Annotated in this window: 14 protein-coding genes and 1 riboswitch; of the genes, 12 read left to right on the top strand and 2 right to left on the bottom strand. The window is 54.8% G+C overall.

What is annotated here, in order from left to right; genetic code table 11:
• Positions 1-17: 17 nt before the first annotated feature.
• Positions 18-1,835 (top strand): S-layer homology domain-containing protein, encoded by a 1,818-nt coding sequence (locus tag H8S45_RS01525; RefSeq protein WP_147573701.1) that lies wholly within the window; start codon positions 18-20, stop codon positions 1,833-1,835.
• Between the two features lie 73 nt (positions 1,836-1,908).
• On the opposite strand, the gene H8S45_RS01520 is transcribed toward H8S45_RS01525, so the two are convergent.
• Complete coding sequence (locus tag H8S45_RS01520) at positions 1,909-2,211, bottom strand: carboxypeptidase-like regulatory domain-containing protein (RefSeq protein WP_054325992.1); 303 nt, start codon at positions 2,209-2,211, stop codon at positions 1,909-1,911.
• A gap of 81 nt (positions 2,212-2,292) precedes the next feature.
• Between H8S45_RS01520 and proS the strand changes: the two genes are divergently transcribed.
• The 5 genes from proS to H8S45_RS01495 all read left to right on the top strand — a co-directional run bounded on the left by proS (position 2,293) and on the right by H8S45_RS01495 (position 9,024).
• Positions 2,293-3,732: a proline--tRNA ligase gene (gene proS, locus H8S45_RS01515; RefSeq protein WP_147573700.1), complete on the top strand. Its 1,440-nt coding sequence runs from the start codon at positions 2,293-2,295 to the stop codon at positions 3,730-3,732.
• Positions 3,733-3,759: 27 nt separating this feature from the next.
• On the top strand, positions 3,760-4,638 hold the full coding sequence (locus tag H8S45_RS01510; RefSeq protein WP_054325991.1) for a mechanosensitive ion channel family protein: 879 nt from the start codon (positions 3,760-3,762) through the stop codon (positions 4,636-4,638).
• A 220-nt stretch (positions 4,639-4,858) separates the two neighbouring features.
• A complete protein-coding gene (gene htpG / locus H8S45_RS01505) occupies positions 4,859-6,766 on the top strand; it encodes a molecular chaperone HtpG (protein WP_054325990.1) in 1,908 nt (635 codons plus the stop codon).
• Positions 6,767-6,789: 23 nt separating this feature from the next.
• Positions 6,790-7,707 carry a diacylglycerol/lipid kinase family protein gene (locus H8S45_RS01500; protein WP_107630530.1) on the top strand — a complete coding sequence of 306 codons (918 nt, stop codon included), beginning with the start codon at positions 6,790-6,792 and terminating at the stop codon, positions 7,705-7,707.
• A 4-nt stretch (positions 7,708-7,711) separates the two neighbouring features.
• Positions 7,712-7,789: riboswitch (Fluoride riboswitch) on the top strand.
• 56 nt (positions 7,790-7,845) lie between these two features.
• Positions 7,846-9,024 carry a cation:proton antiporter gene (locus H8S45_RS01495; protein ID WP_107630529.1) on the top strand — a complete coding sequence of 393 codons (1,179 nt, stop codon included), beginning with the start codon at positions 7,846-7,848 and terminating at the stop codon, positions 9,022-9,024.
• Positions 9,025-9,079: 55 nt separating this feature from the next.
• Here H8S45_RS01495 and H8S45_RS01490 read toward each other — a convergent pair whose 3' ends face one another.
• Entirely contained in the window at positions 9,080-9,253 is a 174-nt protein-coding gene (locus H8S45_RS01490) for a DUF1540 domain-containing protein (RefSeq protein ID WP_082396669.1), read from the bottom strand.
• A 257-nt stretch (positions 9,254-9,510) separates the two neighbouring features.
• On the opposite strand from H8S45_RS01490, the gene H8S45_RS01485 reads away from it, so the two are divergent.
• The 6 genes from H8S45_RS01485 (at position 9,511) to H8S45_RS01460 (ending at position 14,368) form a co-directional block, all read left to right on the top strand.
• Positions 9,511-9,753 (top strand): TM1266 family iron-only hydrogenase system putative regulator, encoded by a 243-nt coding sequence (locus H8S45_RS01485; RefSeq protein ID WP_054325989.1) that lies wholly within the window; start codon positions 9,511-9,513, stop codon positions 9,751-9,753.
• A gap of 13 nt (positions 9,754-9,766) precedes the next feature.
• Positions 9,767-10,789 carry an ABC transporter substrate-binding protein gene (locus H8S45_RS01480; RefSeq protein ID WP_159068021.1) on the top strand — a complete coding sequence of 341 codons (1,023 nt, stop codon included), beginning with the start codon at positions 9,767-9,769 and terminating at the stop codon, positions 10,787-10,789.
• On the top strand, positions 10,764-11,531 hold the full coding sequence (locus tag H8S45_RS01475) for an ABC transporter permease (protein WP_107630527.1): 768 nt from the start codon (positions 10,764-10,766) through the stop codon (positions 11,529-11,531). Before H8S45_RS01480 ends, H8S45_RS01475 begins: the two co-directional genes overlap by 26 nt.
• Positions 11,528-12,088 carry an ABC transporter ATP-binding protein gene (locus H8S45_RS01470; protein ID WP_054325986.1) on the top strand — a complete coding sequence of 187 codons (561 nt, stop codon included), beginning with the start codon at positions 11,528-11,530 and terminating at the stop codon, positions 12,086-12,088. The genes H8S45_RS01475 and H8S45_RS01470 overlap by 4 nt, the downstream gene beginning before the upstream one ends.
• A 93-nt stretch (positions 12,089-12,181) precedes the next feature.
• Positions 12,182-13,384 carry a class I SAM-dependent methyltransferase gene (locus tag H8S45_RS01465; RefSeq protein WP_054325985.1) on the top strand — a complete coding sequence of 401 codons (1,203 nt, stop codon included), beginning with the start codon at positions 12,182-12,184 and terminating at the stop codon, positions 13,382-13,384.
• 66 nt (positions 13,385-13,450) lie between these two features.
• Complete coding sequence (locus H8S45_RS01460; RefSeq protein ID WP_174887839.1) at positions 13,451-14,368, top strand: hypothetical protein; 918 nt, start codon at positions 13,451-13,453, stop codon at positions 14,366-14,368.
• The last annotated feature ends 103 nt before the right edge of the window (positions 14,369-14,471 follow it).

Genomic DNA, 14,471 nt, shown 5'->3' with positions numbered 1-14,471 from the left:
TGAAAGGGGATAGGGCTATGAAAAAGCTGGCTGCCACTTGTTTTGCAGTATTGTTGATGACGTTTGCCGCAGGGGCGGCAAACGTCGGCACGATCGACAACGCCTATCCGGGCGACACGGAAGCGCAGGCGCAGATGCTGTACGACCTCGGCCTGTTTCGAGGGACGGAAAAGGGGTTTGAGCTGGAACAGCCCATGACGCGCGCAGAGGCGGCTGTGATGCTGACGCGCTTCCTCGGCGCAGAGCAGACCGCGCTGGAAGGAGCGTGGACGCACCCCTTTACCGATGTACCCGAATGGGCGGCCCCCTATATTGCCTGGCTGTATCAAAGCGGTCTGACGCGCGGCGTATCCGCAACCAGATACGGAGCGGAGGAAAGCGTGACCTATGGGCAGTACTGCACATTTCTTGCGCGCGCCTCAACGGATGAGGAAAACTATGACTTTCTGGGGCTTTACGGCATAGATGAGGAGGGCAACTGCGACAGGGCGGGGTTTGTCCGCGGGGACGCGGTATCGTTGTCCGCACGCCTGCTGGGAGAATACTATCTCAAATGCGAGGACACAAACGGCATTACAGTCGCGCAGAAGCTGATCGACCGCAGCGTATTCTCCTTGGAGCAGTTCAAGAAGGCGGCGTGGGACGTTTTGCCGCGCGCATACATGCAGGATACATTACACGGATTCAATGATATGGATTACCGCCTGTCCTGTGTGATTGCGGGCGTGCCGGTGGTGCGTTGTGCGGATGCTGAAATCGATGTAATTTATTATTACGAATCCTCCTTGAATCAACTGTATGGCGAGAAAGCGTCGGAAGGGCAGAACTATGTATGCTTCCGTCTCGATGAGGAGACGCTGGAAGCGGAAGAGCTGCTGCGCGGTCCGGAGGGCAGCACGGCGAAAATCATGGGATACGCGGGAGAGACAGACTACCTCCTGTTCCGCGAGCCGGAGGGGGATACGGTCTATGCGGTCCGCGGCGCGGAGACTGAAGCGGTGCTTTCTCTGACAAAGGAAGAAGGGAGCGACGCATTGCTGTCCTGCCTGCAGGGGGATGATGGCTGTGTGTTCCAGGCCGGTGAGCATAAATTCTACCGTTTGGACGAAAACGGCGCCAGCGCCTTGCCGCTTGCAGCAGGGGATCGGCTGTCCGTTGTCCTGAGCAGCGGCCTGCTGCTGACGGAAAATATCACGGCCGAACACACGGTGATCTCGGGCTGGAGCTGGGACGGTGAGCCGGCCGGAAGCTACACGGTAGAAAACCTATATCCCCTGCCGAAAGATGCGGCACAGAGGACAGAGGAAGAATTGGCTTACTGGCAGGGCGAGAATGCGCCGAAGCTCTTGTCAGATAACGGCTCCTGCGCCTGGGGTACGGCGGGGCTGTATCGGGCAGAGGATGGCAAGCTGCTGCAGATCACAGACAAGCCGGTATATGACTGTGAGATCGACCCCGCAGACGGCAGCTATGTGCTGTTGGCCTCGCCGGCAGACGAACGCCCAGGGTATTATGGTGCAGGTGTTTTTACGCTGGCGGGTACCGAAGCGATACGCATTGCGGCGGACGGTACGGAAACCGTGCTGCTGGCGAACCAGCCCGCGCATGGACTGACCTTTGACCGGATCACCTGTGCGGAGGCGGGTGTGGTGCGTGTACAGTACACCTATGTGATGGGGATGGCGGATTACCACTCCTACGAATATGCGATTGAGAACGGCCGGCTGCGCGCGCTGGTCAACACGCCGGGCATGGGATTTTCCGGCTATACGGAAGAGGAATGCGCGGTCGAGCAGGCACGGCTGGACGCGCTCGGCGTCGGGGTCAACTCATAGTCTGGCGCATCGGGGGTAAAGGATGAAAAAGTTTTTTGTACGCGATACGCTTCTTGGGGGGCGGCGGTAGGGCTTAGTTCCCCTGTTCCAGAGCGCGGATCGCGTCGGAACGCTTGAAAACTTTCACGTGGTAAAGCTGGCCGGCTTCCAGCGGGCCGAAGGTGAAGCGGCCGAGCTCGTCGGTATACAGTGCGCTCACAGGCGTGGCGGGCGCGTCTGCGCGGTAAAAGGTTACAAGCGCTTCCTCAACCGGTTTCCCGTTCTGATCCACTACTGTCCCGACAACCGCGGGACGCTGATCCAGATATAGGGATACTGTGGTATCGACGACCTCATGAGCCGCAGGCTTGACATAAAAGGACTGAGAAAGGTTCATAGTGATTACCCCTTTGTTTGATACATAAGAATCTATTGTTATTTTATGAAATCTATTTGGAAAAGGTGAGGGAATACAATTATGGCAGAACAGAAGAAGCTGGTCAGCGAGATCACATCCATGGATGTGGATTTTGCGCAGTGGTACACCGATATCGTGAAAAAAGCGGAGATGATCGACTATTCCTCGGTCAAGGGCTGCGTTATTATGCGCCCGTACGCGCAGGCGCTGTGGGAAAACATCCAGCAGGCGCTGGACGGTATGTTCAAAGAGACCGGACATGAAAATGTCGCGATGCCGATTTTTATACCGGAAAGCCTGCTGCAGAAGGAAAAAGACCATGTTGAAGGCTTTGCGCCCGAGGTGGCTTGGGTCACGCATGGCGGCTCGGAAAAGCTGGAAGAGCGTCTTTGCGTCCGTCCGACGTCGGAAACGCTGTTCTGCGAGCATTACGCGAAAATCGTTCGCTCCTGGCGCGACCTGCCAAAGCTGTATAACCAGTGGTGCAGCGTGGTCCGGTGGGAAAAAACCACCCGTCCGTTCCTGCGCAGCCGGGAATTCTGGTGGCAGGAAGGGCATACTGTCCATGCAACGGCGGAAGAAGCGATGGAGGAGACCCTCCGTATGCTGAATATTTACGCCAGGTTTGCGGAGGAATGGCTCGCTATTCCGGTCATCAAGGGGGAGAAAACTGAAAAGGAACGCTTTGCGGGCGCAGAGAAAACCTACACCATCGAGGCCATGATGCATGACTGCAAGGCGCTGCAGTCCGGCACCTCGCACTACTTCGGCGACGGATTTGCGCGCGCGTTCGGAATGCAGTACACGGATAAGAACAATACACTCCAATATATGTACCAGACCTCATGGGGCATGTCTACGCGCATGATCGGCGCGATTATTATGACACATGGCGACAACGAAGGTCTCGTACTGCCGCCCCGTATTGCGCCGACACAGCTTGTTGTCATTCCGGTGGCAAGCCATAAGCCGGGCGTGACCGAAAAGGCGCAGGAGATTTATGAAATGGTAAAAGCAGCTGGTGTGCGCGCAAAGATCGACCTGTCCGAAAACAGCCCCGGTTGGAAGTTCGCCGAGTACGAGATGAAGGGCGTGCCGCTCCGGCTGGAGGTCGGACCGCGCGATATCGCAAACGGGCAGTGTGTTTTGGTACGCCGTGACAACCGTGAAAAGACCGTTGTGAAATTTGAAAAGCTGACGGAAAAAATTCCGGCGCTGCTGCAGGAAATTCAGGATGCCCTGTTCCAGAAGGCGCTGAAAAACCGTGAGGAGCACACCTATACCGCGAAGACGCTTGACGAGATGAAGTCGATCCTCACCGAGCATACGGGCTTTATCAAATCCATGTGGTGCGGCGACCTAGCCTGCGAGGAAAAGATCAAGGAGGAAACCGGTATGCCGAGCCGCTGCATGCCGTTCGAGCAGGAGCATATCGCGGACGTATGTCCGGTATGCGGGAAACCGGCGCATAAAATGGTCGTTTGGGGTATTGCGTACTAAAGATTCGGTGGAAGGAGGGATGCTTGGGTGAGCTGGCAGGAAAACTTGATAGAGAACGGCTTGCCCAGCATCGCGCTGACCGCACTGTTTATCGCGGCCACAAGTATTGTGACGCTGGTCTGCGTGCGGGTGGTTAACCGGATTATGCTCCGGCTGATCGACCGGCAGAAGCAGGTCAGCAGCGGCAACGCGACGATATTGGCGTTCTGCCGGTATCTTGCGATCGCAGCCTTATATTTCACAGGTTTTGCGGTGATCGTTTCCAACATACCGGCGCTCAGCGCGGGTATGAACAAGCTGATGGCCGCGGGCGGCGTGCTCGCGGTGGTCGGCGGTCTGGCATCGCAGGAGGCGCTGGGCAGCATAGTCAGCGGGATGATGATTCTGGCGTTCAAACCGTTTGTGATTGGAGACGTGGTGCGCTGTGTGGATAACGACATTTCCGGTGTGGTCGAGGAGATCACCCTGCACCACACCGCTATCCGCACCTACGAAAACAAGCGCGTGATCGTGCCGAACAGCGTGATGAACAATTCGATTATCGAAAATGCGGACTATGGCGACAGCCGCGTCTGCGCATTCCTCGAAATCGGTGTAACCTATGAATCCGATATCGCCCGCGCAAAGGAGCTGCTCGCGCAGGAGATCGCCCGCCAGCCGGACTTCCTTGATGTGCGTACGCCCGAACAGGTTGCGGCCGGCGTGTCGCTGGTACAGGTGGTCGTTTTGACGCTGGCGGAATCCGCAGTCACGCTGCGCGCGTCGCTTTGGGCCAAGGACAACGGTACTGCGTTCAGTCTGAAATGCACGGTGCAGGAAAATATCAAGAAAATCTACGAGCAGGAAGGAATCGAAATCGCCTATCCTCATGTGGTCGTCGTGCAGAAAGGAAAAGGCAGTCCGTAAAAATTCACGCAGTACAAGCAGCAAAATAGCAGAAAGGGGGCATATCGCTATGATGTGGCCCTTTTTATTTTGTTGCAATGCGACTTCCATTTCTTTTTGAATAAAAAATGAATTTTGGAGGGAGGGCTTGATTTTTCCTTTCCATGGTATTATCATTACAGTGTTGGCACTCGAAGTGTTAGAGTGCTAACATCATTTCATCAATAGAGGTGCATCGATCATGGCAAAGAAACAATTTAAGGCGGAGTCCAAGCGCCTGTTGGACTTAATGATCAATTCGATTTATACACATAAAGAAATTTTCCTGCGGGAGCTGATTTCCAACGCTTCGGATGCAACGGATAAGCTTTACTATAACGCAATGAAAGATGGCAAGACCGGCATCACGCGCGACAGCTTACCGATCGAGCTGACGCTTGACAAGGAAAACCGTCGCTTTGTGATTGAAGACCACGGTTGCGGCATGACAGCGGAGGAGCTGGAAAGCAACCTGGGTACGATCGCCCGTTCCGGCTCGCTTGCTTTTAAGAAAGAGAACCAGGATCAGGCGGATATTGATATTATCGGCCAGTTCGGCGTTGGCTTCTATGCGGCATTTATGGTCGCAAGCCATGTTGAGGTTGTATCCCGTGCGATCGGCAGCGACCAGGCAAACCGTTGGGAATCCGACGGCACGGCTGGCTATACCGTAACGCCGTGTGAAAAAGAGGAAAACGGCACCCGTATTACGCTTACAATCAAGGAAAATACGGAAAACGAAACCTATGACGAATTCCTGGAACCATACAGGATACAAGCATTGGTAAAGAAGTATTCGGATTATATTCGGTATCCGATCAAGATGGACATGATACGCTCCCGTATGAAGGAAAAGCCGGCGGATGCAGGGGAGGATTACCAGCCGGAATGGGAGGAATACACGGAAAACACAACCCTTAACTCCATGGTCCCGATTTGGAAAAAGTCCAAAAAGGATTTGACGGAGGAGGAATACAATTCGTTTTATACTTCCAAATTTTACGATTACCAGCCCCCGCTCTGCCATATCCATTCCAGCGTGGAGGGAGCGGTGACCTATACGGCGATGCTGTTCATCCCTGCGCACGCGCCGATGGATTACTATACCAAGGACTATGAGAAAGGGCTGCAGCTTTATTCCAATGGCGTTCTGATCATGGATAAGTGCGCCGACCTGCTGCCCGACCATTTCAGCTTTGTGCGCGGTATGGTGGATACAGCGGATCTTTCGCTCAATATTTCCCGTGAGATGCTGCAGCACGACCGTCACCTGAAAGCGATTGCGCAGAGCATTGAGAAGAAAATCAAGAGCGAGCTGCTCAAAATGCAGAAAGACCAACGCGAGGAATATGAAAAGTTCTGGAAGGCATTTGGACGCCAGATTAAATATGGTGCATATGTGGACTACGGCGCGCATAAGGACTTACTGCAGGATCTTCTGATTTACCATTCCTCCACCGAAGATAAGCTGGTCACGTTGGAGGAATATGTTTCCCGCATGAAAGAGGAACAGAAATATATCTACTATGCCTGCGGGGAAACGATCGATAAGATCAAACTGCTGCCGGCGATGGAGACGCTGCGCGACAAGGGCTATGAGGTTCTGTGCCTGGATGATAACATCGATGAGTTCTGCATAAAAATGCTGGCAAGCTATCAGGAGAAAGAATTCAAGTCGATCGCTGACGCGGATCTCGGACTGGAGAGCGAAGATGAAAAGGCGGAAATCAAAAAGCTGACCGAGGAGAATGAGACGCTTTTGGCTGCGTTGGGAACAGCACTGGAGGGTAAGGTAAAGAAAGTGGAATTAACCGGCCGCCTGAAAAGTCATCCGTGCTGCCTGCGCGCGGAAGGGCCTGTGACCTTGGAGATGGAAAAGGTACTCAACCAGCAGGCGCTCGACGATAGCCAGCGCGTACACGCGGAGCGCATTTTGGAGCTGAACGCGGAGCATCCGGTTTTCAAAAAGCTTTGCGAGCTGCAGCAGCAAAACTCGGATAAAGTTGCGGTCTACGCGGAAATACTCTATACGCAGGCGCTTCTGATCGAGGGCCTGCCGGTTGATGATCCGGTGTCCTATGCCAACGCGGTGTGCGGTTTAATTTCATAAATTAGAGGAGAGGGTATGCCTGGATGAAAAAGCTGCTTTGGATCGTCAACCCGCATGCGGGACGCGGCGCGATCGCTGGCAAGGTCGTCGATTGCGTGAGTACGTTCCAGAAAGCGGGCTATGACGTTACCCTCTATGCCACGCAGGGGACGAAAGATGCAACCCGCGTTGCGCGGGAAAGGGCGGCGGAGTTTGACCGCATTGTCTGTGCGGGCGGGGATGGAACGCTCAACGAAGTGGTCACCGGCCTGATGGAAGCGCAGACCCGCCCGCCGCTTGGTTATATCCCTGCGGGTACGACAAACGATTTTGCACTCAGTCTGGGCATACCCAAATCTCCGGTGGAGGCGGCGGCTGTCGCAGCCAGCGACAATTTGCAAGCGCTCGATATCGGGATGTTCAACGAACGGTATTTCAACTATATCGCGGCGTTCGGCGTGTTTACCGAGGTATCCTACGCAACGCCGCAGCAGACTAAAAACGTCTTTGGCCGCGCAGCGTATATCATAGAAGGTGTCAAATCACTGACCAGCATCAGGGAACACCATATGTGTGTGAACAGCGCGGAAATGACGGTAGAGGACGATTTTATTTTCGGCATGGTGTCCAATACCGTCTCCGTCGGGGGCTTCAAAACAATTTCAACGGATGATGTGGCGCTGGACGATGGCTTGTATGAGGTGCTTTTGGTCTATCCGGTAGAAAACCCCATGGAGCTTCAGTGGCTTGCCAATGACCTGCTGACGGGAAATGTGGACTCCAGCCGCTTTGTGTATTTCCGGACGTCGCAGATCACGTTTGATGCGAAGAACGATGTCCTGTGGACGCTGGACGGGGAGTTTGGCGGCGCGGTAAAGCACGCGGACATTACAAACTTCAGTCGGGCGATCACATTTATCGCCGGCGATACAAAAAATCTTGAAAACGCAGAGGAAGCCTGATATAATAACAAAAGGGAATGAAGTTCTCCCTTGGCGCATACTGCCTGAACCGCTTGAAAAAGCTGATGACTTCTGCACGAAAAAACGTGCGGGGCATCAGCTTTTTTTATGCTCCGCCAAAAATGGAGGTAAAAGTTAATGTTAACAAGTTTGGCGTATGTGTTCCTGTTGGGGATGCTGCTCGGATGGGTGTTTAGCCGGATCGGCCTGCCAAGCCTGCTCGGTATGCTGGTTACAGGCATCCTGCTCGGCCCCTGTGTACTCAACCTATTAGACCCTGCGCTGCTGGGAATCAGCGCCGACCTGCGGCAGCTCGCGCTGATCATCATCCTGACAAGGGCTGGACTGTCGCTGAATATCGCGGATTTGAAACGCGTGGGGCGGCCGGCCGTGCTTATGTGCTTTGTGCCGGCCTGCTTTGAGATATGTGGCATGGTGCTGCTGGCGCCGAAGATGCTGGGGATTACTGCTCTGGAAGCAGCGGTCATGGGAGCGGTAATTGCGGCGGTATCGCCCGCGGTTATTGTACCTAAAATGCTCCGGCTGATGGAGGAAGGCTATGGGACAGCCAAAAGCATACCGCAGATGATTCTCGCGGGTGCATCGGTGGACGATGTCTTTGTCATTGTGCTATTTACCGCTTTCACAGGCATTTCCCAAGGAGATACGGTTGCCGTGATGGATTTCTTACAGGTCCCGCTGTCGATCCTGCTCGGCATAGCGTGCGGCGCAGCGCTGGGGCACCTGCTTGCATTGCTTTTTCGAAAAAAGCATATGCGCGATACGGCAAAGGTGCTGATAATCCTGAGCGCCGCATTCCTGCTGGTGGCATTGGAAAACCGTGTGAAAGGCATTGTTCCGTTTTCCGGCCTGATCGCTGTTATGTGCCTTGGCATCTTGCTGCAGCGTAACAGGCCTGAAGTCGCGGTGCGTCTGTCGGCCAAGTTTTCCAGGCTATGGGTCGCGGCAGAGGTGCTTTTGTTTGTGCTGGTGGGTGCCGCTGTCGATATCCGCTATGCAGCGCAGGCTGGCCCTGCCGTTGTATTACTGCTATGTTGTGTGCTTTTATTCCGGATGGCCGGCGTATTCTGCTGTATGCTGGGAACTGTGCTGAACGCAAAGGAGAGGCTGTTCTGTATGATAGCTTATATGCCGAAGGCAACGGTGCAGGCCGCGATCGGCGCCGTGCCGCTTTCTATGGGCCTGGCGTGCGGACAGATTGTTTTGACCGTCGCGGTGCTGTCGATCCTGATAACCGCCCCGCTCGGCGCATTTGGCGTTGAGCGCACATATAAGGTTTTGCTGCGAAAAAAATAAATGGAAAGGAGCGGGCACCAGTCGGCATCCGCTCCTTTCCATCGGGAAATCGAGATCAGCAGCACTTTCTCTGGAAAGATTTGCAGTCAGTACACTGATCGACCGTCGGGTTGGCCTCATGCGTGCCTACGGTGATGCAGTCCAGCGCGCAATACTCTGCACCGTCACTGTGATTGGCGCACTGATTGACAGTGCAGCGGATTGCCTTGTTGCAGTTTGAACGATCCATAAGAAAGACCTCCTTTTTTGATTTCCCCATTAGTCTCTCCGATCACGGGCGAAATATACATTGACAAAATCGAGCAAACTGGGGTATACTTTTTTCAAGGACTTCCTTTCCCGAAAGCATGCGCTGCCGGGCGAGCGTCTGCATAAAATCAGTGTCTGCTGTCAAAGATTCGATCTGCGATGAAAGAGCGAAAAACCATAAAACGGGCGTTCTGTGTCGTGTGGATGCAGGACGTTTTTTGTTGCAGGAGGAATAAAATGGAAAACCGTATTGCGATTTTGGGCATTATTGTCGAGGACCGCGAATCCAGCGGCGAAGTCAACGCCCTGCTTCACGAATATGGTGCCTCGATCATTGGGCGCATGGGGCTTCCGCATTATCGTGAAAGCTGTTCGATTATTACGATCGTGATGGACAGCACGATCGATACGATCAACGCACTGTGCGGCAAGCTGGGCCGGCTGAAGCATGTTCAGGTCAAATCCATGATGGCAAAATAAGGAGAGAATGGAAATGAAACGTATTTTATCCGGTTTAGTGGCGTCAGTGATGGCGTTATCCCTGCTTGCGGGCTGTGGACAGGGCGATACGGCGCTGCAGGAGCCTGAGCAGCAGCAAACAGCGACGGTGGAAGCTGGTTACGAAGACGGGGTAAGTATCCGCGTCGCCGCCTTGAAAGGACCTACAGCCATGGGGCTGGTTCAGATGATGAAGGATAACGAGGGGGACGAGACACATTACCAGTTCGATCTCTATACCTCTGCGGACGAGATCGTCCCGTTGATCGGTAAAGACGAGGTGGACATCGCGCTTATCCCGACCAATCTGGCGGCAACCCTGTACCAGAGGACCGAGGGCGGCGTGCAGGTGTTGGACGTCAACGCCGGAAACGTATTATACGCGGTTTCTCACGACGAAGCCCTGAATACGCTTGAGGGCTTAGCGGGCAGGACCATTTATATGACCGGCAAGGGGACTACGCCGGAGTGGACGCTGCGTTACCTGCTTGACAAAAGCGGTATCGAGGAAAGCGATTTGACGATTGCATTCAAAAGCGAGGCGACCGAGGTGGTATCCGCACTGTCGCAGGATGCAGAAGCGGTCGGCATCCTGCCGCAGCCTTTCGCAACCGTTGCATTGATGCAGGATCAGGAACTATCAATTAATTTCCCGCTGGAAGACGCATGGAAAACGTACAGCCCGAATGGGCAGGGGATCGCGACCGGCGTCACGGTCGTCCGCAAGGCGTTTGCGGATGAGCATCCTGCGGCGGTGGCGCAGTTCGTGCAGGATCATCAGCAGTCTGTTGAAACGGTTGTTTCCGATCCGGAGGCAGGCGCGCAGTTGATCGAAGCATACGGTATCGTCAAGGCGCCAGTAGCACAGCTCGTGTTGACCAATTTCAACCCTGTGGCGGCAGCGTCGGGACAGGAGATGAAGGGCTGGGTTTCGGATTATCTGGAAATGCTTTACGGGATCGCGCCGGACGCGGTAGGGGGAACGCTGCCCGATGAAGGTTTCTACTATTTGGGCTAAGCGCTGGTTTCGCATCGGTGTGACCGCGCTTTTCTGGCTGGCTGTTTGGCAGGCGGCGGCTGTGCTTTTGCCCAAGCTGTTATTTGCAGGTCCCGTACCGACGGTGCGGAGCCTGCTTTCCCTATTGCGGAACAGTGAATTCTGGTTTTCGATCGCGCATTCGTTGGGGAAAATCGCGTCGGGTTTTTTGCTGGCCTTTAGCACAGGCTGTCTGCTTGCCATCGCCTGCCGCCGGATGCCGGTTCTCCGTATGCTGCTCGGGCCGCTGATACAGGTGATGAAAAGCCTTCCGGTGGCGTGTTTCATCGTGGTGGCGCTGATTTGGGTTCGTTCGGAATGGATTTCCGTCTTAACCGCATTTTTTGTTGTTTTTCCCGCTGTATACATCAATTTGGGCGAGGGTCTGCAGCAGACCGATCAGGGGATGCTGGAAATGGCGCAGCTTTTTCATTTGACGCCAGCCAAACGCCTGCGGGCCGTGTGGCTGCCCGCCTGTCTGCCGTATTTGCTGTCCGCCTGCCGTGTATCCGTCGGTATGGCGCTGAAGGCTGGCGTTGCGGGTGAAATCATCGGGCTTCCGCGCTGGTCGATTGGGGAGCAGCTTTATTTATCCAAGCTCTATCTAAATACGGCGGATTTGTTTGCGTGGTCGCTGGTGATCATCCTGCTCAGCCTGGCGCTGGAGCGGCTGCTGGTTTTCGCGCTTGCCACTGTGCAAAGGAAATGGGGGATCGCCGCATGATGCTGCGGATAGAGCATATTGATAAGGCGTTTGACGGAAACGCGGTGCTTCATGACCTGTGCTGGACGCTCGGGCCAGGGGAGTGCTGGCAGGTAACCGGCGCTTCCGGCATTGGAAAAACAACGCTTCTGCGGCTGATGATGGGGCTGGAGCAACCCGATAGCGGAAAGCGGATCATACCAGCTGCGGTTCGCTTTTGCCCAGTGTTTCAGGAGGACCGTCTGGTCGAAAATTGGAGTGCTTTGCAGAACGTAGCGCTGGTCTGCGACGACAGTCCATCCGCGTTCCGCATTCTGAACACGCTGCTTCCCGACAGTGCTCTGGAACAGCCGGTCTGTACGCTTTCCGGCGGGATGCGTCGACGGGTCGCGCTGGCACGGGCGCTTGCGGCGCAGGGAGATATCCTGGTGCTTGATGAACCGTTTGCCGGTCTGGACGCGCAGACCCTCTGGCATGCGGCAGAAGCGTTGCGCCGGTACCGGAGGGGGCGCGCGGTTGTTCTGGTTTCCCACGAGACCGAAAAGCTGTTTCCAGATTGGCACACATTGTCGTTGTGAAACGGTTTTCAGCGTGGCAAAAACCAGCGTGATATGTTATATTAAAACAATGGAAAACACCGCCGGCCAGGGCGGGCAAGAGGTGCGAATAGTATGCAAAAAGGCGATCAGGCCAAGCTGAAGCTGTTATTGACCGGTATTGCGGCGCGGCTGACAAAAAACAGGGATTACTTTGTGCGGGCAGACTGCATATTCCTATCTGGGAAAAAGAAATTTGACGCCAGCCTGGCACGGGCGGAGACAGGCTATACGCTCCGCTTCCAAGGGACGGAGACGGCGGTCGACTCCGTGGCTTTCTGTGCTTTTTTCTCCCAGCAGGCGGAGAAATTCGACGAAGCACGTTTGTCCTACACCGAACGCGGTACCGTCGTGTCGCTGACGGTAGACGCGCGCGGCGTACAGATGAAGCAGGCGGAGCGGGAAGCGACAACCGAAGAGCAGGCGACTGCGGCGAATCCCCTGCTGGACAGCGGTCGGCAGTATTTGATCCGCGTTGACCATGCAGCGCCGCTTTTACGGGAAATAGGCATCCTCACAGCAGACGGAAAGCTCAAAAACGATATGATCCGTAAATATAACCAGATAGACCACTATGTTGAACTGGTTGCCCCCATGTTCGAAAAAGACGACGGGGAGGAAATCGTCCTTCTGGACTGCGCCTGCGGAAAATCTTATCTCAGCTTTGTGATGAATTATTACCTGCACAATGTGCTGCGGCGGCGGTGCCGCGTGATCGGCGTTGACATTAATGAGCATGTTATTGAAGAAAGCAGGGCAATGGCAAAGCGGCTCGGTTATCATAATATGGTATTCCAGTGCGCGGATCTGAGAGCCTACCAGCCGCCGAAGAATGTAACGGCGGTGATTTCACTGCATGCGTGCGATATCGCGACCGACCTTGCATTGGCGACCGCGATACGCGCGCGGGCAAGATATATTGCCTGTGTGCCGTGCTGCCACAAGGAATTGCTGGATCAGTACCGTCTGCCCGACCTCGCCCCCCTGACCAAACACGGGGTATTCAAAGCACGATTCAACGATGTTTTGACCGATAGTATGCGCGCGCTCAAACTGGAGGCGGAGGGCTACCGCGTTTCTGTGGTTGAATATATTTCGCCGCTCGATACGCCGAAAAACCTGCTGATACGCGCGGTACGCACAGGGAAAGAGAATCCCAGGGCAAGGCAGGAATATGACGCTGTGCGGCGGCGGCTTGGCACGACCTCCGAGCTGGACCGCCGCTGCATGGATATGGATCAGGAGTTCTTTGTCACAGACGAGGATTTGGTGCAGTAACACACGGCGTACCTTTGAATAGACTGGTATTGAAGTCTCTTCAATCACTATTTGGAGGTAATATACATGGCTGATAAAGTCTGCTGCCCCGGCCCGATCTGCGGCAATGGTAATAATAACGTTGCCGGCGGTATCCGTGAGGCGGTTTGTGTTCACACCAGTAAAGTTTATGATTCCTGCCGCAGCAAGGAATGCCTGCGCGATATTCGGGTATATCTGTGCCGCGATGCGCAGGAACTGCTTAATTCCGGCGGCATCGTATCGGTGAAGCCGCGTTCCGCAGAGCTGCTTTGCGTCAAGATCGATGTGGAGAAGGTGCAGTTCAACCGCGGGTTCTACACGATTGATATTCGATTCTTCTATAAGATCGAGTGCGAAGTCAGCTGCCTGGTCGGACGCCCCCGCATCATCGATGGTCTGTCCGTCTTTGATAAGCGCGTTGTTCTGTTCGGCGGCGAGGGCGGCGCACGCATTTTCTCGTCCCGTTTTGTAGAGGATGGCATGGATGTCCAGCTCTGTCCGGACAGCAACAAACCGACCGCGGTGGTGGAGGTTGTTGACCCGATCCTGCTGGACGCCCGCGTCGTAGCGCCGGAGGTTTCCTGCAACTGCTGCTGCTGTGCATTGAACGAAGTGCCGCGCGCGATCGGCGGCTGCTTCCAGGGCGACGATCTTGTTCTGGGTACCGATGGCTACCAGCTGTTCATTACGCTGGGCCAGTTCTCGATCATTCGTCTGGAACGTGATATCCAACTGCTGATGCCGGCTTACGATATCTGCCTGCCGCGCCGCGATTGCTCGAACAGCGGTGCTGGTGAAGCGCAGGATCCGTGTGCGATCTTTGCGAACTTTGAGTTCCCGATCGATGAATTCTTCCCGCCCAAGCAGGAGTTTTCGGACTGCATGACCGGCAATGTCGGCGGCGGCAACGCCTGCGGAAGCTGCGGCTGCGGGAATAAGAATTCCTCTAAGTGCTGCAACTGAGTAAAATGGAAAAACCTGCTGGGATGCTCCCAGCAGGTTTTTTTCATATGCTGCGGTGTATATGCATATAATTCGGTAACGACAGAATGAAAAGAGGCGGGAA

The organism is Agathobaculum faecis (assembly GCF_014287995.1).
In the GTDB taxonomy this organism is placed as follows: Bacteria; Bacillota; Clostridia; order Oscillospirales; family Butyricicoccaceae; genus Agathobaculum; species Agathobaculum ammoniilyticum.
This window is presented reverse-complemented; position numbering and strand designations above follow the sequence as displayed.